The 19,600-nt window shown below is 42.3% G+C and carries 19 protein-coding genes and 1 tRNA gene; 9 read left to right on the plus strand and 11 right to left on the minus strand.

Translation table 11 applies throughout. The features are described from left to right. Positions 1–15 precede the first annotated feature (15 nt). Genes VIM89_RS02110 through VIM89_RS02125 form a run of 4 tightly spaced genes read right to left on the minus strand, consistent with a single transcriptional unit; the run spans position 16 to position 3,031 of the window. Positions 16–819 carry a leucine-rich repeat domain-containing protein gene (locus VIM89_RS02110; RefSeq protein ID WP_488154471.1) on the minus strand — a complete coding sequence of 268 codons (804 nt, stop codon included), beginning with the start codon at positions 817–819 and terminating at the stop codon, positions 16–18. 51 nt (positions 820–870) lie between these two features. Then, positions 871–1,761, minus strand: coding sequence for a sterol desaturase family protein (locus VIM89_RS02115; RefSeq protein ID WP_488154472.1), 891 nt, complete (start codon positions 1,759–1,761; stop codon positions 871–873). After that, positions 1,748–2,821, minus strand: coding sequence for a 3-dehydroquinate synthase (gene aroB, locus VIM89_RS02120; RefSeq protein WP_488154473.1), 1,074 nt, complete (start codon positions 2,819–2,821; stop codon positions 1,748–1,750). Before aroB ends, VIM89_RS02115 begins: the two co-directional genes overlap by 14 nt. A 3-nt stretch (positions 2,822–2,824) precedes the next feature. Further along, on the minus strand, positions 2,825–3,031 hold the full coding sequence (locus VIM89_RS02125) for an RNA-binding S4 domain-containing protein (RefSeq protein WP_488154474.1): 207 nt from the start codon (positions 3,029–3,031) through the stop codon (positions 2,825–2,827). A gap of 67 nt (positions 3,032–3,098) precedes the next feature. Here VIM89_RS02125 and VIM89_RS02130 point away from each other — a divergent pair, with 67 nt between their 5' ends. Then, positions 3,099–4,301, plus strand: a complete 1,203-nt coding sequence (locus tag VIM89_RS02130; protein WP_488154475.1) for a proline dehydrogenase family protein — start codon at positions 3,099–3,101, stop codon at positions 4,299–4,301. A gap of 34 nt (positions 4,302–4,335) precedes the next feature. Here VIM89_RS02130 and VIM89_RS02135 read toward each other — a convergent pair whose 3' ends face one another. Both VIM89_RS02135 and VIM89_RS02140 read right to left on the minus strand, forming a co-directional pair. After that, positions 4,336–4,812, minus strand: coding sequence for a DinB family protein (locus VIM89_RS02135; RefSeq protein WP_488154476.1), 477 nt, complete (start codon positions 4,810–4,812; stop codon positions 4,336–4,338). Further along, positions 4,812–5,444 carry an HAD family hydrolase gene (locus tag VIM89_RS02140; protein WP_488154477.1) on the minus strand — a complete coding sequence of 211 codons (633 nt, stop codon included), beginning with the start codon at positions 5,442–5,444 and terminating at the stop codon, positions 4,812–4,814. Before VIM89_RS02140 ends, VIM89_RS02135 begins: the two co-directional genes overlap by 1 nt. Positions 5,445–5,572: 128 nt before the next feature. Here VIM89_RS02140 and VIM89_RS02145 point away from each other — a divergent pair, with 128 nt between their 5' ends. Together VIM89_RS02145 and VIM89_RS02150 are read left to right on the plus strand one after the other, a co-directional pair. Next, positions 5,573–6,607 carry a YncE family protein gene (locus VIM89_RS02145; protein WP_488154478.1) on the plus strand — a complete coding sequence of 345 codons (1,035 nt, stop codon included), beginning with the start codon at positions 5,573–5,575 and terminating at the stop codon, positions 6,605–6,607. A gap of 205 nt (positions 6,608–6,812) precedes the next feature. Further along, positions 6,813–6,886, plus strand: a tRNA-Ile gene (locus VIM89_RS02150). On the opposite strand, the gene VIM89_RS02155 is transcribed toward VIM89_RS02150, so the two are convergent. Together VIM89_RS02155 and VIM89_RS02160 are read right to left on the minus strand one after the other, a co-directional pair. Beyond that, positions 6,846–8,402: a recombinase family protein gene (locus tag VIM89_RS02155; RefSeq protein WP_488154496.1), complete on the minus strand. Its 1,557-nt coding sequence runs from the start codon at positions 8,400–8,402 to the stop codon at positions 6,846–6,848. The genes VIM89_RS02150 and VIM89_RS02155 overlap by 41 nt on opposite strands. Beyond that, a complete protein-coding gene (locus tag VIM89_RS02160; protein ID WP_488154479.1) occupies positions 8,399–8,632 on the minus strand; it encodes a hypothetical protein in 234 nt (77 codons plus the stop codon). The genes VIM89_RS02155 and VIM89_RS02160 overlap by 4 nt, the downstream gene beginning before the upstream one ends. A gap of 21 nt (positions 8,633–8,653) precedes the next feature. Between VIM89_RS02160 and VIM89_RS02165 the strand changes: the two genes are divergently transcribed. From VIM89_RS02165 to mobC, 4 genes are all read left to right on the plus strand, one after another. Continuing rightward, entirely contained in the window at positions 8,654–8,836 is a 183-nt protein-coding gene (locus tag VIM89_RS02165; protein ID WP_488154480.1) for a hypothetical protein, read from the plus strand. 199 nt (positions 8,837–9,035) lie between these two features. Next, a complete protein-coding gene (locus tag VIM89_RS02170; protein WP_488154481.1) occupies positions 9,036–9,446 on the plus strand; it encodes a mobilization protein in 411 nt (136 codons plus the stop codon). Beyond that, positions 9,428–10,675: a relaxase/mobilization nuclease domain-containing protein gene (locus VIM89_RS02175; protein WP_488154482.1), complete on the plus strand. Its 1,248-nt coding sequence runs from the start codon at positions 9,428–9,430 to the stop codon at positions 10,673–10,675. The genes VIM89_RS02170 and VIM89_RS02175 overlap by 19 nt, the downstream gene beginning before the upstream one ends. Before the next feature lie 3 nt (positions 10,676–10,678). Next, positions 10,679–12,856, plus strand: coding sequence for a conjugal transfer protein MobC (gene mobC / locus VIM89_RS02180; protein WP_488154483.1), 2,178 nt, complete (start codon positions 10,679–10,681; stop codon positions 12,854–12,856). A gap of 36 nt (positions 12,857–12,892) precedes the next feature. On the opposite strand, the gene VIM89_RS02185 is transcribed toward mobC, so the two are convergent. The 3 genes from VIM89_RS02185 to VIM89_RS02195 all read right to left on the minus strand — a co-directional run bounded on the left by VIM89_RS02185 (position 12,893) and on the right by VIM89_RS02195 (position 14,577). Further along, the gene (locus tag VIM89_RS02185) at positions 12,893–13,306 is read right to left on the minus strand and encodes a hypothetical protein (RefSeq protein ID WP_488154484.1); all 414 of its coding nucleotides are present in this window, start codon (positions 13,304–13,306) and stop codon (positions 12,893–12,895) included. 97 nt (positions 13,307–13,403) lie between these two features. Continuing rightward, entirely contained in the window at positions 13,404–13,820 is a 417-nt protein-coding gene (locus VIM89_RS02190; RefSeq protein ID WP_488154485.1) for a hypothetical protein, read from the minus strand. A 118-nt stretch (positions 13,821–13,938) separates the two neighbouring features. Further along, on the minus strand, positions 13,939–14,577 hold the full coding sequence (locus VIM89_RS02195) for an RNA polymerase sigma factor (RefSeq protein WP_488154486.1): 639 nt from the start codon (positions 14,575–14,577) through the stop codon (positions 13,939–13,941). Between the two features lie 208 nt (positions 14,578–14,785). Here VIM89_RS02195 and VIM89_RS02200 point away from each other — a divergent pair, with 208 nt between their 5' ends. Both VIM89_RS02200 and VIM89_RS02205 read left to right on the plus strand, forming a co-directional pair. Further along, a complete protein-coding gene (locus VIM89_RS02200; protein ID WP_488154487.1) occupies positions 14,786–15,931 on the plus strand; it encodes a FecR family protein in 1,146 nt (381 codons plus the stop codon). A gap of 154 nt (positions 15,932–16,085) precedes the next feature. Next, positions 16,086–19,595 carry a SusC/RagA family TonB-linked outer membrane protein gene (locus tag VIM89_RS02205; protein ID WP_488154488.1) on the plus strand — a complete coding sequence of 1,170 codons (3,510 nt, stop codon included), beginning with the start codon at positions 16,086–16,088 and terminating at the stop codon, positions 19,593–19,595. Positions 19,596–19,600: the final 5 nt, after the last annotated feature.

Here is a 19,600-nt window from a genome sequence, read left to right on the forward strand (position 1 = left end):
TATTGATTGAATAAATTATTGTATAAACTCCAAATCCCAGTTTTTACCATCGTAAAATTTTTTATTATCGAAATCATAGTCTACAAAAAAGCCAGCTTTTAAGGTTTTATGAGTGGATTTAATGGTCTCTCTAAGACTACCAGGCATTCTCGCAAGCAAATCGAGTCTCTCCAAGGAAGGCATCTGCAAAATGCATTCATATGACTTATCAATAATAGATGCCGTTGAAATATCTAGGTGTCTTAATTGCTTTAAATTCACATATGGTTTTAAACTCTTTAACATGAGATTTTTGGGAGCAAATGTATCTCCGCAAAGCTCAAGCCCAACTAAACCGGTTAATTCACCTATAATTTCATAGTTCTCAACTTTAAAGGAGTTTTCGATTGATAGAATTTTTAGATTCTTTAGATTGGAAAGTGGTGAAATATCAGTCAACCGGGTAAATGAGTGTAGATTTAACCGCTGCAGATTTGTAAGTTTTTTAATGTTTGAAATATCTTCAACGCTCGAACCAAAAAAGAAAAGCTGCTCTAAATTGGGTATTTGGCAAACCAGATCGAAAAAATCTTGCTTTAAGCGATGATGAACTGTAAGTTTTTTTATCCGGTGTAGTCTGGGTAAATTATCAAACCAAATGTTTTCTATCTCGTTTTTCGTTTTTTGGGATGCTCTTTCAGGATATGCGAGTGCAATTGAAATAGCGTCTAAACTTGCCACCTCAAGGAAATTATCTCTTAAATATTCAAAAGTTACATGAGGAAATCCATCTCCCCAATAATTCCCATGAAATTGATTTAGATTATAGCGATCATTCATATAAGGTATCACTAATATCCTAAGTTATTTTGACTTTCTAATAAGATTACATTATTGGATTTTTCGATATTCTCTTTGCATCACTCTTGCCGTTTGGGTACTGCCATCATGGCTCCATCCGGGTGGATTGAACAAGTATTGCAGCTTGGCTTTTAGAGATGGCGCTTTTCTAATATCACGGAATAAAGCTCTCCACTCATGAAATAGTATGTTTACAGGTCCCATATCTTCCGGCTGTTTAGTCAAGCCAAATTTAATAGGCTCGGGGATGTTTTCTTCCTGGAATGTACCAAACAGACGGTCCCATATGATAAACATCATACCCATATTTTTATCCAGGTAAGGAATGTTCGATGCATGATGCACGCGGTGATGCGATGGTGTTACAAATATCCAGCCATACCATTTTGGCAGGTTAACTTGATACTGCGTGTGGACAATATTGCCGTATAACTGGGTAATCAGGTAAGCATAAAGGATGTCAATAGCATTAAAACCCATTAGCGCCAGCGGTACATAGAAGAACACACGGTACAATGGTTCAAATACTGTAGACCGGAAACCGGTGGTTAAATTAAAATGCTCGGACGAATGATGCGTAACGTGCATGGCCCAAAATAGCCTGCAATAATGCCCCACGTAATGCAGCACCCAGTATAAAAAGTCCTGAACTACAACTAATATCACCCAATAGACAACAGCATTCTTTATCTCGAACAGCCGGAAACGCCAGGCATAATCCAGAATAACGAAAGTGGATGTTTTTACAGCCAGGTTTAATACGAAGGCCAGCAGCGTCAGGTAGATATTGGTGAAAGTGTCGCGCTTCTCGTAATATTTGCGGTTTTCCCAATAGCTGAGCCCCATTTCGACAAGCGTAAGCACTACCAGCATGGTCACCAGGACCGCTACTGCTTCGCTTCGTTTATCAAGAGAATACATTGTTCAATGTGGAATAATAGTTCAATCCAGCATAAAGTTCGTCTTCTGTACAGATATTGTCAATACGGCATTGTCCGATGCTTGTCAATAATGTACAGTTGATCTTGCCCGATTGGTTCTTTTTATCCTTCTGCATAATGCTGTACAGCTCTTTGTAGCAGGATTCCGAAATTGTATAACGCGGATACAAACCAGTAATTACTTCAACGATCTCAGCCAGGTCAGCATCGCTCAATCCAACTTTCATGTTAGATAGTTTGGCTTCACAAATCATACCGATAGCAATAGCTTCACCATGAGTAAGCGGGTCTTCATCATGCATCAGTGAATAAGTTTCAACAGCATGGCCAATGGTATGGCCGAAGTTGAGGCTCTTGCGGATACCTTTCTCGTGCGGATCTTCGATCACTACATTATTCTTGATCGCAACCGACTTGTAAACTAATTCTGCAGATGGGTTTTGTAAATTGCTGATCTTTAACTCATTCCAATAACCCGAATCGAATATCAAACCATGTTTCAACATTTCTGCCAAACCTGAAAGGATCTGTCTCGCCGGAAGTGTTTTTAAGAATGAAGGCTCGATAAAAACTGCTTTAGGCTGAGTGAATGTGCCGATGATGTTCTTAATATTATCCAGGTCGATGCCTGTTTTTCCGCCCACAGAGGCGTCTACCTGCGAAAGCAGGGTAGTAGGTACATGGACAAAGTCTATACCTCTTTTATAAGTCGAAGCTGCAAACCCGCCCAGATCACTGATTACACCACCACCAAGGTTAATTAATAAGCTTTGACGGTCGGCACTGAAATCGATCAGCATTTTCCAAACGCCCACGCAGAAATCGATATTCTTATTTTCTTCACCTGCGTTGATCTCGATGATATCAAAATTGTCCAGGTTGTCAATATATTTCCTGATCAGTGGCAGGCAATGTTTGCCTGTATTCTCGTCGGTCAGGACAAAAAAGCGTGAGTAATTCCCTTTATTAATAAAACTGACCAGCTCGGTCAGCGTGTCTTCAAAAAAAATCGGATAGCTGATGCTATTTAATGTCTTCATAACCTATATAACCTTGATCTTCGTCCCACGAAATTCAACCAGATCGCCCTTTTTTACTTTTAATCTCTTGCGATAATCTACCTCACCATTGTACAGCACTTCGCCTTCAGCAACAACAATTTGCGCCTCTCCGCCGGTTTCAACCAGGTTGGTGGCCTTCAGCAATTGTATCATCGGGATGTAGTCGCCTTCTACTTTAAACGTTATCATGGGGCAGCAAAAATAAACTATTCAAAGGATAATGAGTTATTTGGTTTGCATTTTCTAATTTTGCGCCATGCTCAATAATGAAACTGTTGCTGATCCCGGCAAGGGGCGGCTGTCTTTTGAAAATACTGAAATAGCTTTTCGCAATTCTACAAACGCCGACCTGAAACGTGCCTACTGGCTTTTCAGGATGATCAATATCAATTTCTTTGTTAAGATGGGGCCGCCGATAACCAACTTCGCCATGAAGATCGGTTTGCCTATCAAATCCTTAATCAAAGCTACCATATTTAAACATTTTTGCGGCGGCGAAACCATTGAAGAATGTGATGCTACCATCAAAAAACTCTATAAAGGTGGCGTAGGAACCATCCTGGATTATTCTGTCGAGGGAGAAGACGAAGAACATATTTTTGATGCGACACGTGATGAGATCATCAAAACCATTAAACGCGCTGCGGGCGATAAAGCTGTGCCGATCACCGTATTTAAAGTAACCGGTGTAGGCCGATTTGGTCTGCTGGAAAAACTGGATGCAAAAGATCAGTTATCAGCACAGGAAACTGCCGAATGGGAAAAAGTACAGGCAAGAGTATTAGCTATTTGCAGCAAAGCTTATGAAAGCAGTGTACCGGTAATGATCGATGCAGAAGAAACCTGGATACAGGATACCATTGATATGCTGGCGTTGGATATGATGCGTAATTTCAATAAGGAAAAGATTATTGTTTACAATACTTATCAAATCTATCGTCATAATAAACTGGCTTCATTAAAGCATGATCACAGTGTTGCCGTTAAAGAAGGATTTATTCTTGGAGCAAAGTTAGTACGTGGCGCCTATATGGAAAAAGAACGCAAACGTGCTGCCGAAATGGGTTATGAATGCCTGATACAGCCCGACAAAGCATCAACCGATCGGGATTATGACGCCGCATTGCACTTCTGTATGGATAACCTAAACAGCTTAGCGTTTGTAGCCGGAACGCATAATGAGAATAGTTGTCGCTTATTAGCAGATTTGCTGAACGAAAAACAGATATCGCATAACCACCCGCATGTGTATTTCTCGCAATTGTTGGGTATGAGTGATAATCTGAGCTTTAACCTGGCTGATGCAGGTTACAACGTAGCTAAATATGTGCCCTATGGACCGGTGAAAGCCGTTTTGCCATACCTTTTCCGTCGTGCACAGGAAAACACAGCAATCGCCGGACAAATGAGCCGTGAACTTAGCCTGATCATCAAAGAAAGAAAACGCAGGAAACTTTAGCCCCTCTAAATCTTCCGCCAACTGGCGGAGAGACTTAAAATCTGATGATGTCGGTATCAACAGGTGTATAACCTAAAAGCCGGCTCATAGTTAATATCTGTCCTTTGTGATGAAATTCGTGCGTGATTACGTGAGTGAATAATTGCAGTGGTGAAAGTGTTAAAGTGATGCCTTTCCGCGCAATGTGCTTGGTCATGGCAGATTGGTAATCGTTCTGGTATTTCTCAAAAAAATCATTTACAATCAGATCAACCTCGTCAAATATTGCTTTGATCTGATAAAGGGTTTGCACCTCTTCATTGCCATAAAAAGCGCGGCTGCCATCCAAACCAAAATTATCCAGCCAACTGATGTAAGTGTTTGCAATATGAACCAATAAGCCTCTTATTGAATTGTCATTGAAGGTCGGGACCGATTTAAAGAAATCATCACCTGTGGTCGAACAATAGGTAAACAAGGCGCTTCTGGATCCTTTAACTAATTCATATTGAGACTGTAATAGCTCTTTCATTAAAGTAAACCCTCGCGTTTGATAAAATCCTGAATGGTGTCACGTGCGGTCATCATAAAAGTTTGAATGCCTAACTGTTTTGCCGGTTCCAGGTTGGCGGCTATATCATCAATAAATAGCGTTTCCTCCGGAACTAAACCATTCTCACTCAATACTTTTTCGAATATGGCCTTATCTGGTTTCCGAATACCTATCAGGTGAGAGTAGTATGTCTTCTCAAATAAATGATCATTATTTTCAAACCCGAACTCATCTTTCAAATAGTTCATGATATAGTTGTAATGAATTGGGTTGATATTGCTCAGTAAAAAGGTACGGTACTTTTTATTCAACTCTGCTAAAAGCTCATGAGTCCCTTCATCAACGCCTAATAATAAGCTGTTCCATGCTGCATCTATATCTTCGTCAGTCAGGTCGGCGTTACCGATCTTATTCCTTAAAAAATCCCTGAATTCGGTTTCTGTAATTAACCCGCGGTCAAACTTATCAAAAATGGGCTCCTGCACACCGTGGCTGAAAAACTTATCAGGATCTTCAATAGCCAGGCTTTTCCAGCCTTCTTTTAGTTTTTGAAAATCGAGCAGGAAGATGACATTGCCATAATCGAAGATGATATTTTTGATGTTTTGCATGAGATGATTGTTTGCGGTAAAAATGTCAAATTAGTCTGTTAAATTAAAATCGGGCAATTCAAAATTTCAATAATTTTTCTCCAATTTTATTACAAAATCGCTGTGTAAATAGCATAAAAAACCTCAACATGAACGCTCTGAAAAAAATTACTCCTATACTGTTTTTCGCGGTTGCAATTGCAGTTCCTTTCAAATCCTGGTCACAAAAAACAACAGGCTTTAAAGTATTGAACGATTATAAAATATCAAGCCCGGGAGGATGGGACTATATTTTAGCTGACGGGGCTAATAAACGCGTGTATGTATCCCATGGCATGCAAGTGAACATCATAAGCACTACCGGTGATTCATTAGGATATATTCCAAAAACAAATGGGGTACATGGCATCGCGTTAGTGCATGCGCTTAATAAAGGCTTCACCAGTAATGGCAGAGGAAATTCGGTTACTGTATTTGATCTGAAGACACTTACTGCAACAGGCGAAATAGCCTTACCTGTAAAAAATCCCGATGCTATTTTTTATGATGAGTTTTCAAAGAAGATCATCACCTGCGATGGCGGCAGTCACGATCTATGTTTTATCGATCCGGCAACCGAAAAAGTTGTAGGAACGGTACAATTAGGCGAGAAGTTGGAAACGGCTGTATCTGATGGAAAGGGTAAAATATTTGTAAATGGAGAAGATAATAGCACGGTACATGTAGTTGATGCAACCACGCTGAAGAAAATCACCACTTACAAAATTGACGGCGGCAGTTCACCTTCCGGACTAGACATTGACCGCAAAACCAACCGTTTGTTTATTGCCTGTGGTGACAGCAAAACCATGGTAGTGATGGATGCATCGAACGGAAAAACCGTTGCGAAATTTCCAATTGGCCGGAGCGATGGATTAGTATTCGACCAGACTTTGAAAATAGCCTACGCCTCCAATGGTGAAGGTACCATAACAGCGGTAAAGGAAATTAATGCCAATAAATTTGAACTGATTGAAAACATCACCACCGAGCCAGGCGCCCGTACCATTGGTATCGACCAGGTAACGCACCACCTGTATCTGCCCACAGCAAAAATGGAACCCGTAGCACCAACCGCAGAGAATGCGCACCCACGACCTAAAATGGTACCGGGAACATTTCATGTGATTGAGGTGGGGAAATAGGGTTAAAAGAGTTATAAACGTTGTAGAGGTTGAAAAGGTTTAATTCTATCTTCTTTAACCTTTATAACTTTTACAACCACTTCAACCTCTACAACCAATTATACAGCCCTAACAATTAACCCCTTATAAGTATAACTAAAAAACGTTTTTGAAATTCGGCTGTGATTCCGTAATATTGCAGCCGAAATTTTTAGAAACAATTTCAGCGCCTATAGCTCAGTCGGTTAGAGTAGAAGACTCATAATCTTTTGGTCCCTGGTTCGAGCCCAGGTGGGCGCACCCAAGCGGGCAAGCATGTTTTTTCATCGCTTGCCCTTTCTTTTTTCTCTTGTAACTTGCTGTTAATCTGCCACATAACATTAGCAACTTCGTTGACCCGAGCGGTTCGATGTAGTAAATTTTCAAACGTGAATTTTTCGGGGTACATCGAACCAACCAGTTCCCGGTTCAATTTTCCATCTTCCAGACTTACCAATCCGTTGATAGACGACAAAGCCATAATAGCTTTATCTAAATCATCATCTATGCTATGGTTGTCCATAGCAAGATCACTGATTTTGGCTTCTAAGGCATTTATTTTTGTTTCGCATTCAGACTTTATCTCCCGGTACTCAACACCATCCAGGTCGCCCTTTAATAATAATTCTCTTGCATTTTTCTGCCGTGCTGTTAATTCGTCTATCCGAGCGATTAATTCTTTGCGGCCATCACCCTTAGCCTCATATTCCTGTTGATAGACATCCAAGATGACCTCTTTGCAGACTTCTTCCAGACCCTCTTTAGGTGCATAGCGTTTGATTTCGCTCAGGAAAATATCGTTAACTTCCTCTGCTTTATAGCGGCAGCCGCATTTGGAAGAACAGTGATAATAGTAATAATATTGATTACGTCCTTTCGATGCGCTGCCTGTAAGCACCCTATTGCATTTCGAGCACAACAGGAAACCTCTTAACGGTAATTCGTCTAAAGAAACGAATTTTGTACCCTGCTGACGCTTACGCCCATCCATAACATCCTGCACTTCGTAGAAAAGATGCTCGGAAATTAACGGCTGATGTAACCCCTGTACCAGGTGCATTTCCTCGTCCTTATATTTCGGCACCGTAATTTTGCCACAATACACTGGATTTCGCATCGCCAGCAAAAAATTATTTTTACCACACCCCAAGCCGTTTTGACGGGCAGCCTTCCAAATTTGTTCGGTAGAAAATTGTCCGGTGGCAATCTTTTCAAAAGAGAATTTGATGATAGAAGCTTCCGGCTCTTTCGGTACGATCATCTTTTTACCGTTCTCTGTCGTGATATTTTTATAGCCGACAGGTGCTGATGCCATCCATCGCCCTTCCTTCCGCGCACGACGCATACCATGTAATACATTTAATGCCCGGCGGTCGTTCTCCACTTCCGGCGTCGAAAGATATATGGCCAGCATCAGCTTATTTTCAGGAATGGATAAATCCAATGGCTGTTCTATCGCCTGCGGCTCGATACCATAATTTTTTAGCGTACTTATCATTTGATAGGCGTCACCGGCATTGCGACTAAAGCGGTCCCATTTCGTAAATAGCACCAGGTCTGAAAACCTGCCTTTGGTTTTTTTAAGATCAGCTAACAGATTTGTCCAGGCCGGACGATTAAATGTTTTGGCGGAATGATCCTCAAAAATCACCTTTCGTATTTGAATACTATGAAACGCACAGTACCTTCTCAGAACCTCCTCCTGGTTACGTTGGGAGTAGCCTTTATCTGCTTGTTCATCGGTACTCACACGGATATATAAATCGGCTATTTTCATCGTTTTAATACTGTTTCAAGCGTTAATTTAGCGAATTTATATAAGAAATCCAACATTATTTTCGCTTCTTCAATTGTGATTTCAGAGCCGGATTTCCTCATAATCTCCACAGCTTTTTCGGGTGTAACTTTCCTTTTATTATCCATTTCACCAACTCTTTTGTCACAATCTTCCGCCAATTTCACAACAAAAAAGTACACCTGTACAGTTTCGCTTTTCCGGCTTTCCACCTTTGCTTACAAACTAATCAAATGAAAAAGCAAGCACATACTCCCAATATGCAAGACCGTTCGTTCAAGGGCAAACTGCATTTGAAGATCAGGCGGGTGAGACAGGAACCACGTCAAAAAATCCGGCAGTTATTAAGGTCATTCATGCCGCTCAACCGACTGGAACAAGCACCCACGGATGCGACGCATTCCGGTCAGAATTGACCATCGGCGTAGCCGTCAAACAATAAAATAAATCCTTAGCAAAGCCCCGGTGCGCAGCACCGTTGAAACGCAGTTCCGCGCACTCGGCAGAGTGCAGCAAAGATGTATTTCCGTATACGGAAACATCTTTGCCAGTCCTTGCGGCCTGGGACTTTGCTCGGAACTCGCAAAGTCTGGAACCACCGAGAAGCCATTCATTATGCCACGAAAAAAAGCCGCCAATCCCGAAGAGGTATTAAGCCATCCCATCATTATCCGGGTCACCGAAACCGTATTCAACCGGCTGGAGGAGTTACGAAAAGAAAGTCATTACAACAGTATCGGTGAAGTGGCACGGCGCATCCTATCCAACCGCAAGGTCAGGCTATTTTATAAAGACATCTCGATGAACGGCCCGATGGAAGAAATGGCGCTGATCCGTAAGGAACTCAAAGCCATCGGCATCAACATTAATCAGTTGACCCGCAGTTTTAACCAGGACAAAGCAGGCACACACCGGGCTTTCTATTTATTAAAGGTAGCGGAGCAATATCAGACTGTTGGCGAAAAAGTAGAGCGCCTAATCCAGATCATCTCCCAACTGGCGGAACAATGGTTGCAAAAATCGTGACAGGCAAAAGCATACGCGGTATCCTGCATTACAACGAGCATAAGGTGGCGGCAGGCGAAGCTAAGCTCATTTTAGCCAGCGGCTTTGCGGCGGATATTGAGCGAGTGAATTTTAAACAGAAACTGGCCAGGTTTGAAAATCTCAACCTCCTACGGCCAACCGTCAAAACCAATGCCTTACATATCACGCTAAATTTTGATGCCAGTGAAAAGCTGGACAACAGTAAAATACAGCAGATCGCGATGGCTTACATGGACAAGATCGGCTTCGGCGACCAGCCCTACCTGGTTTACCGGCACGATGATGTGGCGCACCAGCATATTCATATCGCCACGACCAGCATCCAAAGGGACGGTAAAGCCATCAATCTCAATTATATCGGCCAGGATAAATCCGAATCGGCGCGAAAAGCCATTGAAAAAGAGTTTAACCTGGTCGTAGCCGAAAGCAAGACCTATAAGCAACAGCCGGGCATCAAATGCGCCGACCCGGAAAAAGCCTTATATGGCCACTTGCCCACCAAGCGGGCAATGAGCAACGTGATCAGCGCGGTAATGAGCCAGTATCATTATATCTCGCTGGCGGAATTCAACGCTGTACTGAAACAGTTCAACGTCATAGCCGAACGCGGTGCGGAAGATAGCCTGATGTTTCAGAAAAAGGGCCTTATCTATTCTTTATTGGATAAGCAGCGTAATAAGGTGGGCATACCCATCAAAGCCAGCGCCTTTTACATCAAACCGACCTTAGCTAACCTCGAAAAGAAGTTTGCCCGGAACCTGGAAAAACGCCAGCAATACAAAGAGCCGCTAAAAAAGACTATCGAACAGGTCTTCAGCCATTACAGCAGTTTAACCCGGCAATCGTTTGTCGCTGAAATGCAAAAGCAGAATATCAGCGTACTGTTCCGCAGCAATGATAAGGGCTTTATTTATGGCGCGACGTTTATCGATCACCGTCACAAAACCGTGTTCAACGGCAGTGACTTAGGTAAAAACTATGGTGCAAAGGGTTTGCAAGCGCGTTTCGGCACGACAGACCGAATTAAACAAGTCCAGGCGACGATCACAAAAACCAAAGAACAGCAGCACCAGGAGCATTTAAAGCCCGAGCAGCCCGTCCAGTATTTAAAGCTAGCAATGGCCCAATATCAACCGGGCATTGCTCCAGCCGCGCCACGCAAAAAGAAAAAGAAAGGCCTCGACCAGGACCAAGAACTAAATATTTGAACCATGCAAACAGGAGAAGACACCCAAAGCTTACGCAAGATCATCGAGTTTACCCGACTGATCAGCATTTTTATTCTGGCTATTCATTTTTATATTGGCTGTTACCAGGCATTCGCGCACTGGCATTGGACAGCTACGATCACCGACCGCATCGTGGGCAATATCGCCCGGACGCATTTATTTAATAGTTGGTGGAAACCTAAACTGGCGGCGCTGATCGCCTTAATAATTTCGATGTTAGGCGTAAGCGGCAAGCCGGATGAAAAGGTCAACTGGAAAAGTATAACGGCTTACTTGGTCAGTGGGTTATTGGTTTACTGGATAGCCGTCCTGGTATTTTACCTGCCGGTCAGTTTACGTACCATTGCTGTATTATACATGGTATTGACCGCTATTGGCTACATGCTGATGATGACCGGCGGGGCCTGGTTAACACGATTGCTGAAAGACAAACTGCATAAGGACATCTTTAACACCGAAAATGAAACCTTTCCGCAGGAAGAACGCAAACTGGAAAACGAGTACTCCGTCAACCTGCCCGCGAAATACAACTTAAAGAATAAGGTCAGGGATAGCTGGATCAACGTCATCAATCCATTTCGCGGCTTGCTCGTTGCCGGTACGCCGGGCGCGGGTAAATCCTATTTCGTGATCCGCCATATCATCGACCAGCATTTGAAAAAAGGCTTTTCCATGTTCCTGTACGATTTTAAGTTCGATGATCTTTCCGTAATTGCCTATAATAAATTACTGCAATATCAAAACAACTATAAGATCTGGCCTAAATTCTACCTCATTAATTTTGACGATCTCAACCGGACGCACCGCTGCAACCCGCTTGACCCGCAGAGTATGCGCGATATTACCGACGCAACCGAGGCCAGCCGGACGATCATGATGGGCCTGAATCGGGAATGGATACGCAAGCAGGGTGACTTCTTTGTGGAAAGCCCGATCAACTTTTTGACGGCGATTATCTGGTATTTACGAAAATACGAAAACGGTAAATACTGCACACTACCCCATGTGATCGAACTGATGCAAGCCGATTATGATAAGCTTTTTGCCGTGCTGCTGAAAGAGCCGGAGATCATCGCGCTGATCAATCCATTTATTTCGGCCTATAACAATAATGCCAAAGCACAACTCGAAGGTCAGGTAGCCAGCGCCAAGATCGGTTTGGCAAGACTGGCCTCACCGCAATTATATTATGTCCTGTCGGGTAACGATTTTACGCTGGATCTGAATAACCCTGATGAGCCGAAGATCGTCTGCGTGGGCAACAACCCGCAAAAACTGCAAATCTATGGGGCGGTATTGTCGCTGTATATATCGCGCATGATCAAATTGGTAAATCAAAAAGACAGGTTAAAAAGCAGCCTGATCTTTGACGAATTCCCCACCATCTTCTTTAATAATACCGACAGCCTGATCGCCACGGCCCGCAGCAATAAGGTTGCGACCACTTTGGCGGTACAGGACTTCAGCCAGCTAAAAAAAGATTATGGCGTGGAGCAGGCAGATGTGATTACAGGTATTGTCGGTAATATTATTTCAGGCCAGGTCACCGGCGATACGGCAAAGAAACTGTCCGAGAATTTCGGCAAGATCATGCAGGACAAGAACAGCATGACCATCAACAGCAGCGACACGTCAATATCCAAAGCAACCCAACTGGATTATGCAATACCGGCCTCAAAGATTGCTTCGCTTTCATCCGGTGAGTTCGTGGGTATCGTAGCCGACAACCCGGAGCAAAAGATTGAACTGAAGATGTTTCATAGTTCTATTCAGAACGACCACGAGGCCATAGCCAAAGAGGAAGCCGGATATAAACCTATCCCGGTGGTGGAATATGTCAGCGAGGAAACCGTAACAGAGAATTACCAACAGATCAAGGCTGATATTGCGGAACTGCTGAAAAATGAGTTGGCGGAATTAAAGCCGCAGGAAGATGATACCAAGCCCGGGGATGCGAATATCCCTGTTAAAGGGCCGGATGGCCGGCCGCTAAGCCGCAGACAGCAGAAACGCCTCGATAAGCGGCAGCGGCGGTTGGATCGTTCGGCTTTGCGCAAATTAAAAAATCAGCAGCCGGATGATGAACCGGAAAAACCGAAGAACAATGTATCTAAGTCGCCCGTTAAATATGATAATACGGAGCAAACGTTGTCAATGTAATGCAACTAAATCAACTAAGTAAAAATCCTTTTTCAATTAATTGGGCAACTTTTTTAGAGTGCAAGCGATTGCATTGATCCGTTCTCTCTTTAATCCATAAAACGTTCTATATCCTTTCATTAAGGAACCATCTGAAACGATTTCAAGTAAAAAGGTGGAATATGCCATCCGGCTTTTGGTGCTACATTTGAGGAAAAGGGTAACAAAACGATCCTTGATTTCACCCTCTATGTTATAAAAGATGCAGTCGCTTGTTTCATCATCCATGATAAGGGAAGATGTTGCTTTCCCGGAGAGTTTATTTGCCCTTTGCTTTATTTCTAGCACTGTGTTACGCGTGGCGCTCAAAGTGGTCTGGTCGGCGGTTCTATCGTCAGCCATTTCGATTGTCCATTTTTCACCAATGTAAATTCCTTTATATAAAAGAGTTTCAATAAATGGGATTATCATCCTATTCCACACCAATACTACCCCAAGTGTAATTATGGACGCTACGACGCTAATACAAATGGTTATAAGCGTACTGGTGATTTCGTGATATATCTGATCACACATGTTGATTATTAATCGTCAAAATTTCATTCAGTTGGGCATCACACCGACCATTATCCCCATCATCACAATCGGCGAAAAGATTTTTAATAAATCCAGCTTCGCACTTTTCTTCTTCTTTGTCGCAATTGGCACGCTGTTGCCCACCCGTATCACAGGTGTCTGAAAGCTTTACAGGATAAGGATTATGATGTATAAACCGACCGAATGATTCTATGCAATATTCATGATATTGCCGTGTATGCAAAATAAATACGTGCCATGCTTCATCCACTTCAACCGTGGGGACTGATTTTAAGGATTCTGACGCATTATTTAAAAACGCTTCCAGGCGACAAAATATAGTTTGGGACTCCTCAAATGTGATACCTCGTTTAACAGCGTGGTATTCGATTACTCTTATTGGGATCATAACGATAAGTATTTAGATATTAGATAGATAAAAATAAATAAAATACTTGATTTCAAATATTTATTTTACAAATGAGAGAGTAATAGATAGTTAACAGTCACATTTTTCAATCTCTGTATCACCGCAACACATGAAGCAAATTCCCCGTATCCGAGATTGTATGCGAAACCGTAGAGCAAAACAACAGCAGCATCACCGCCATATCATGGTTTTTCAACAGATACTCCCGCACCAGTTTCATCGATTGTGTCATGTGGCTGTTTACGGTAGGCACCGATATGCCGAGTTCACGGCTGGTTTCTTCGTAGCTTTTGCCCTCGATCTTGCAGCGGGTGAACACTTCCCGGCGTTGCGGCGATAGCTGGTCAATGGCTTTTTGCAGCAGTTCACGGCTTTCCTTGGTTTCCAGCAGCAGGTCGGAATGCAAGTAGTAATCGGTCGCGTTCAGCAGCAATTTGGCGGCAAGCCGCTTGTCTTTAGCGATGCGACGAAAATGATCATAAACCAGATTTTGTGCGACAGTGAACAGATAAGCTTCAAAAGATTGTGTGGGACCTATATCTTCCCGTTTCTGCCATACTTTCAGAAACAAGTCTTGTACCAGTTCATCAGTGATGGTTTCATCCTTAACAAGCGAGAAGATACGGCGGTAGATGGGCCGGAAGCAGGTTTTATACAGGCTGCTGAAGGCACGTTCATCCCCTTTGCGGAGCCGCTCCAGCAGGTACTGTAATTCTGTATCTTCAAATAGCTTCATTGTCCCGGCCAATCTAATGGATGCACTAAAGTAAGCATTTATCAATTACTTTTCAAGTGCTAATAATTTTAGCGAAAATAAATCACAAATCTTTTAGGAAAATTTATTCATTGACTATCAGTACGTTGTATTATAATTCGAAAATCTCCCTTTTTTGATTCATTGGATTTTCGGCGAGCAGCGTATTCCACATATAAAAGCTTGAGACATGGACGAAAGTCAACAAGATTTATGGGAGCGATTTATCCGCAACGAATGCACTTCGGCAGAGATCGAACAATTATTGGCGCAGTTTAATGATGCGGCTAACGAAGCGGATTTGCGCGGACTGATTGGGAAAGCATTGCGGCAGGAAGTTACCAGAATCGATCCGGCCCTGCCTGACCTGGATCAAAAGGAAGCGGCGCTTTATACGGCATTGTTGCCGCAGATACAGGAAGAACGCAAAGTATCGGTATGGCCGCGTATCGCTGCTGTAGCGTCCATTGTCCTGTTCTTGGGCGTTGGTAGTTATTTTGTTTGGCATAGTAAGCTAGTTAAGCAACAACTAGTACAAAACGATATAACGCCTTTTAGCAAGCAGGCTATCCTTAAAACGGGTCATGGCAAAGTATTGCAGTTGGATAGCACACAAAAGGGTTTATTGGCGAGATACGCGAATACGAAAATTCACACATCTGGTTATGCACTTCGATATAGCAATAATACGACTGCTGAATCCGTGGCGATCTTCGATACCCTACAGGTTCCGGCAGGTGGCAAGCCCTACTATCTGCAATTAGCCGATGGTAGCCAGGTTATTGTCAATGTCGCTTCCGCATTGCGGTTTCCGGAAAATTTCCGGAAGAAGAACAACGAGGTACAACTGATAGCGGGTGAAGCTTATTTTGCAATCGCTCATAATGCCGCCGCGCCGTTGCTGATTAAGGCTAAAGACCAGATCATTGAAGATATTGGTACGGAGTTCAATGTCAATACCTATGATGACGAAGGGGGCAGCCGCACCACTTTAGTGGAAGGGGCTGTCAGAGTCAATCACAAGAATTTGGTGCCAGGCCAGCAGGCAATTATTACGTCAACCGGCTTAACTATCGCTAAAGCCGATGTAGAACAGGTGATTTCGTGGAAGAATGGCTATTTCCGCTTTAACGGCGAGGATATCCAAACTATTATGCGGCAACTGGCCAGGTGGTACAACATAGAGGTACAATACCAGGGGCGGCCTTCCAAAGAGGGCTATTACGTTAAAATTTCCCGCTCGATGAATATCAGCCAGGTGCTGCGGGTACTTGAATTAACGAACAGCGTTCACTTTAAGATCGAAGGAAGGAGGGTTTTGGTATTGCATAAATGATTACTCGATCTATCACCCGCAGCATAAAAAAGCCATTCGCTGGCGGCGAATGGCAGATGACCCGGGTGCACCTAATTTTTAAATTATTTGTGAACCGCGAAGTGCTTCGCATCTGGAAAATGACAGCACGACGCTTAACCCAAGCATTGAACAAATGTACACATTTTACAAAAAATCACGGGTATTTCTGTCTGACGGCAGTTCTATCCGGAAATTACTGCTGGTCATGAAACTTACTACCCTATTAATGATCACGGCTATCTTACAGGTCAGCGCGAATGCACTGGCTCAAAAAGTCACTCTCGATGAGAAAAATGCGCCTTTGGTGAATGTCTTTAATGATATTAATGCGCAGACCGGCTACAATTTTGCTTTTACCACTACGACGCTGAAAAATGCGAAGCCGGTAACGATCAGTGTGAAAAATGAAGAACTGAGCGATGTGCTAACAAAGATTTTTCATGATCAGGCGCTGGATTTTGTGATTGAGAATAACAGTGTGGTGATTAAGGAAAAAGAGCAAGCGACGAATAACTCCCATAATAATGATCAGCAAGGATTGGCGCCGGTACCTGTCACGGTTTCAGGCAAGATCACGGATTCAATTGGAACCCCGTTGATTGGCGCTACGGTAATGATAAAAGGAACGACTAAGGCCGTTATTACGAATGAGAATGGGGAGTTTAATATTAAGGCCGAGATCGGGGATCAGTTAATCGTTTCTTATGTTGGCTATCGACCTGTTATTATTCCGGTAAAGGGCAATTTGCCATTCCAGAATATTGCGTTAAAGGAAGCTTCTAGCAAGCTGAGCGAAGTAGTGGTCAGCACGGGTTATCAGCAGTTGCCGCAGGAAAGGGCAACCGGGGCCTTTGATTATATTGATAATAAATTGTTAAACCGGAGTGTAAGCCCTGATATACTCAGCAGGCTGGATGGTGTTACCAGTTCGCTTATTTTTAATAAAAATCAGCAATTAGGTCAAGCCAACTACAACATTCGCGGGGTTAGTACTATTTCTTCCAATCCAAATCCTTTGATCGTAGTAGATAATTTTCCTTATGATGGGGATATCAATAATATCAACCCGAATGATGTGGAATCGGTTACGGTGTTAAAGGATGCAGCCGCAGCATCCATTTGGGGTGCGTTCGCCGGGAATGGCGTAATTGTCATCACTACCAAGAAAGGAAGATATAACCAGGCACCAAAAACTTCATTGAATACCAACGTTACGGTTGGAAACAAACCAAACTTATGGTATACCCCGCAGATCAGTTCAAGCGATTACATCGATGTTGAAAAATACCTGTTCAATCAGGGTTATTTTGATGGTACGTTGAGCTCAGGTTATCAAGCGGTTTCGCCTGTCGTTGAAATTCTGAACCGGGAAAGAAGCGGGCAAATTTCCTCATCGGCAGCTGATGCGCAGATCAATACGTTAAGAAATGTGGATACACGAAATGACTTGAATAAATATTTCTATCAGAAAAGTGTCAACCAGCAATATAACGTGAATGTATCTGGAGGGGGCGAAAATAATCAGTATTATTTTTCAGCAGGCTATGATAAGGACTTGTCTAATGCAGTGGGTAATCAAAATGATAGGTTAACCTTAACTGCAAATAACACTTATTCGGCGTTTAACCACAAATTGGAAATTAATACCGGGATTGTGCTGACGCAGAGTAATTCTAACAGTGTTCCTGCGCCAGTAGTTAATCAACCATATTTAAAATTGGCTGATGCTAATGGCAACGCTTTAGCTGTCCCCAATCAGCTCAGGGTTGCGTATGTAGATACAGTTGGAAGCGGCCATTTATTGGACTGGCATTATCGTCCATTAGACGAATTACACGATGCCAACAACACAAATAAATTGACAGACTATCGTTTGAATTTTGCCTTAAAATATAAAATAATCTCAGGTTTAGATGTCAATGCTTTGTACCAATATAGCAAAGGGGTTTCTGAAACGAACGATGATTACAATCTCCAGTCTTACACTGCGCGTAATCTTATCAATCAGTACTCAGTTATTGATCCTTCGACTGGCCAAGTTACCTATAACGTCCCTTTGGGAGGCATTTTAAATCTATCCAACAATACATATCACAGTCACGACTTTCGACTGCAAACAAATTATAGCCATGGTTGGAATGGAAATCATACGCTATCGGCGATTGGTGGAATTGAGATCAAAAGCTTAGTTAATCAAATGCGTGGGTATAACATTTATGGTTACGATGATGATTTGCAAACCAACAGCAATGTCGATTTCGTCACCCAATTTCCTATCTATTACGGTGGGAATAGCAATATATCTAGCGGTATAAACAATGCTAAGTCTATCAACAATTACCTTTCTTATTTTTTCAATTTGTCTTATACCTATCGTCAAAAATATACACTATCGGCGAGTGCACGTGAGGATCAGTCAAATTTATTTGGGGTAAAAACCAATCAGAAAGGTACGCCGCTGGGGCATATTGGTGCTAGCTGGGAAATCGATAAAGAAAACTTCTACAATGTTGGTTGGCTTCCTTACCTCAAGTTGAGAGTAACGGACGGCTATAACGGGAACGTCAATAATACAATTTCTGCTTATACGACGATTTTGGGTGGTGGAATAAATCAATATAACTATCCATATAGCAATATAACGAATCCACCTAATCCATCTTTACGATGGGAACGAGATCAACAATTAAATTGGGGCGTAGATTTTGGGATAGTTGGAGATAGGGTCTCAGGGAGTTTGGATTATTATATAAAAAATGGTAAAGATTTAATTGGTACAACCCCAACTGCTCCGCAGGTGGGTACTTTGCAGTTTACCGGAAATGTAGCAAATATGAAAGGACATGGACTTGAAATTGCGATTAATTCTAAAAATATTCAAGGTCCGATCAGTTGGATCACAAACTTCTTATTTAACTATCAGAAAGACGTTGTTACTAAATATTTCCAAAATCAAAATTCTATAAGTTCTTACCTTAACCCTGGTGTAATTTATCCTCAAGTAGGGAAACCTTTATTTACTATTTCAAGTTTCGAATGGGCAGGCCTAGATGGCAGCGGTAACCCACAAACTTTATTAAACGGAAAGCCTAGTGAAAATTATTCGGCAATAATCAGTTCTTCTAACTTTTCGGATCTAAAATATAATGGGCCATCGACTCCTCCGTTTTTTGGTAGTATTCGGAACACCATACAATGGAAGGAATTTTCCTTTTCGTTTAATATAATATATAAACTGGATTATTATTTCAGAAGACAAGGCTTAAACTATTCAAGTCTGTTCTCCGGCGGAAGCCTTTACATGCAAGACTATATTAACCGTTGGAAACAGCCAGGCGATGAAAAAAATACAACTGTTCCGTCCTTGGGATACCCAGTTGATCCATCAAGAGATTTTGTGTATGACTATTCATCAATTTTGGTGGATCGTGCTGACCAAATTAGGTTAAAAGACGTAACATTAGATTATACTTTCCATAAATTCCATATATCGGGAGTTTCATTTCGATCAGTTAGATTTTATGTGTATGCTAACAATATGTGCATTCTATGGAAGAGAAATAAAGATGGAATAGATCCCGACGCGGTCTATGGTTATCCCTCGCCCAGGTCTATTTCTTTAGGTTTAAATATCAATTTCTAAATCTA

This window comes from Mucilaginibacter sp., assembly GCF_036568825.1.
In the GTDB taxonomy this organism is placed as follows: domain Bacteria; phylum Bacteroidota; class Bacteroidia; order Sphingobacteriales; family Sphingobacteriaceae; genus Mucilaginibacter.

What these genes read in the sequence shown, in the direction of transcription:
- VIM89_RS02110 (WP_488154471.1), bottom strand. Translation starts at nt 819, where the DNA reads ATGAATGATCGCTATAATCTAAATCAATTTCATGGGAATTATTGGGGA.
- VIM89_RS02115 (WP_488154472.1), bottom strand. Translation starts at nt 1,761, where the DNA reads ATGTATTCTCTTGATAAACGAAGCGAAGCAGTAGCGGTCCTGGTGACC.
- aroB (WP_488154473.1), bottom strand. Translation starts at nt 2,821, where the DNA reads ATGAAGACATTAAATAGCATCAGCTATCCGATTTTTTTTGAAGACACG.
- VIM89_RS02125 (WP_488154474.1), bottom strand. Translation starts at nt 3,031, where the DNA reads ATGATAACGTTTAAAGTAGAAGGCGACTACATCCCGATGATACAATTG.
- VIM89_RS02130 (WP_488154475.1), top strand. Translation starts at nt 3,099, where the DNA reads ATGCTCAATAATGAAACTGTTGCTGATCCCGGCAAGGGGCGGCTGTCT.
- VIM89_RS02135 (WP_488154476.1), bottom strand. Translation starts at nt 4,812, where the DNA reads ATGAAAGAGCTATTACAGTCTCAATATGAATTAGTTAAAGGATCCAGA.
- VIM89_RS02140 (WP_488154477.1), bottom strand. Translation starts at nt 5,444, where the DNA reads ATGCAAAACATCAAAAATATCATCTTCGATTATGGCAATGTCATCTTC.
- VIM89_RS02145 (WP_488154478.1), top strand. Translation starts at nt 5,573, where the DNA reads ATGAACGCTCTGAAAAAAATTACTCCTATACTGTTTTTCGCGGTTGCA.
- VIM89_RS02155 (WP_488154496.1), bottom strand. Translation starts at nt 8,402, where the DNA reads ATGAAAATAGCCGATTTATATATCCGTGTGAGTACCGATGAACAAGCA.
- VIM89_RS02165 (WP_488154480.1), top strand. Translation starts at nt 8,654, where the DNA reads ATGAAAAAGCAAGCACATACTCCCAATATGCAAGACCGTTCGTTCAAG.
- VIM89_RS02170 (WP_488154481.1), top strand. Translation starts at nt 9,036, where the DNA reads ATGCCACGAAAAAAAGCCGCCAATCCCGAAGAGGTATTAAGCCATCCC.
- VIM89_RS02175 (WP_488154482.1), top strand. Translation starts at nt 9,428, where the DNA reads ATGGTTGCAAAAATCGTGACAGGCAAAAGCATACGCGGTATCCTGCAT.
- mobC (WP_488154483.1), top strand. Translation starts at nt 10,679, where the DNA reads ATGCAAACAGGAGAAGACACCCAAAGCTTACGCAAGATCATCGAGTTT.
- VIM89_RS02185 (WP_488154484.1), bottom strand. Translation starts at nt 13,306, where the DNA reads ATGATAATCCCATTTATTGAAACTCTTTTATATAAAGGAATTTACATT.
- VIM89_RS02190 (WP_488154485.1), bottom strand. Translation starts at nt 13,820, where the DNA reads ATGATCCCAATAAGAGTAATCGAATACCACGCTGTTAAACGAGGTATC.
- VIM89_RS02195 (WP_488154486.1), bottom strand. Translation starts at nt 14,577, where the DNA reads ATGAAGCTATTTGAAGATACAGAATTACAGTACCTGCTGGAGCGGCTC.
- VIM89_RS02200 (WP_488154487.1), top strand. Translation starts at nt 14,786, where the DNA reads ATGGACGAAAGTCAACAAGATTTATGGGAGCGATTTATCCGCAACGAA.
- VIM89_RS02205 (WP_488154488.1), top strand. Translation starts at nt 16,086, where the DNA reads ATGTACACATTTTACAAAAAATCACGGGTATTTCTGTCTGACGGCAGT.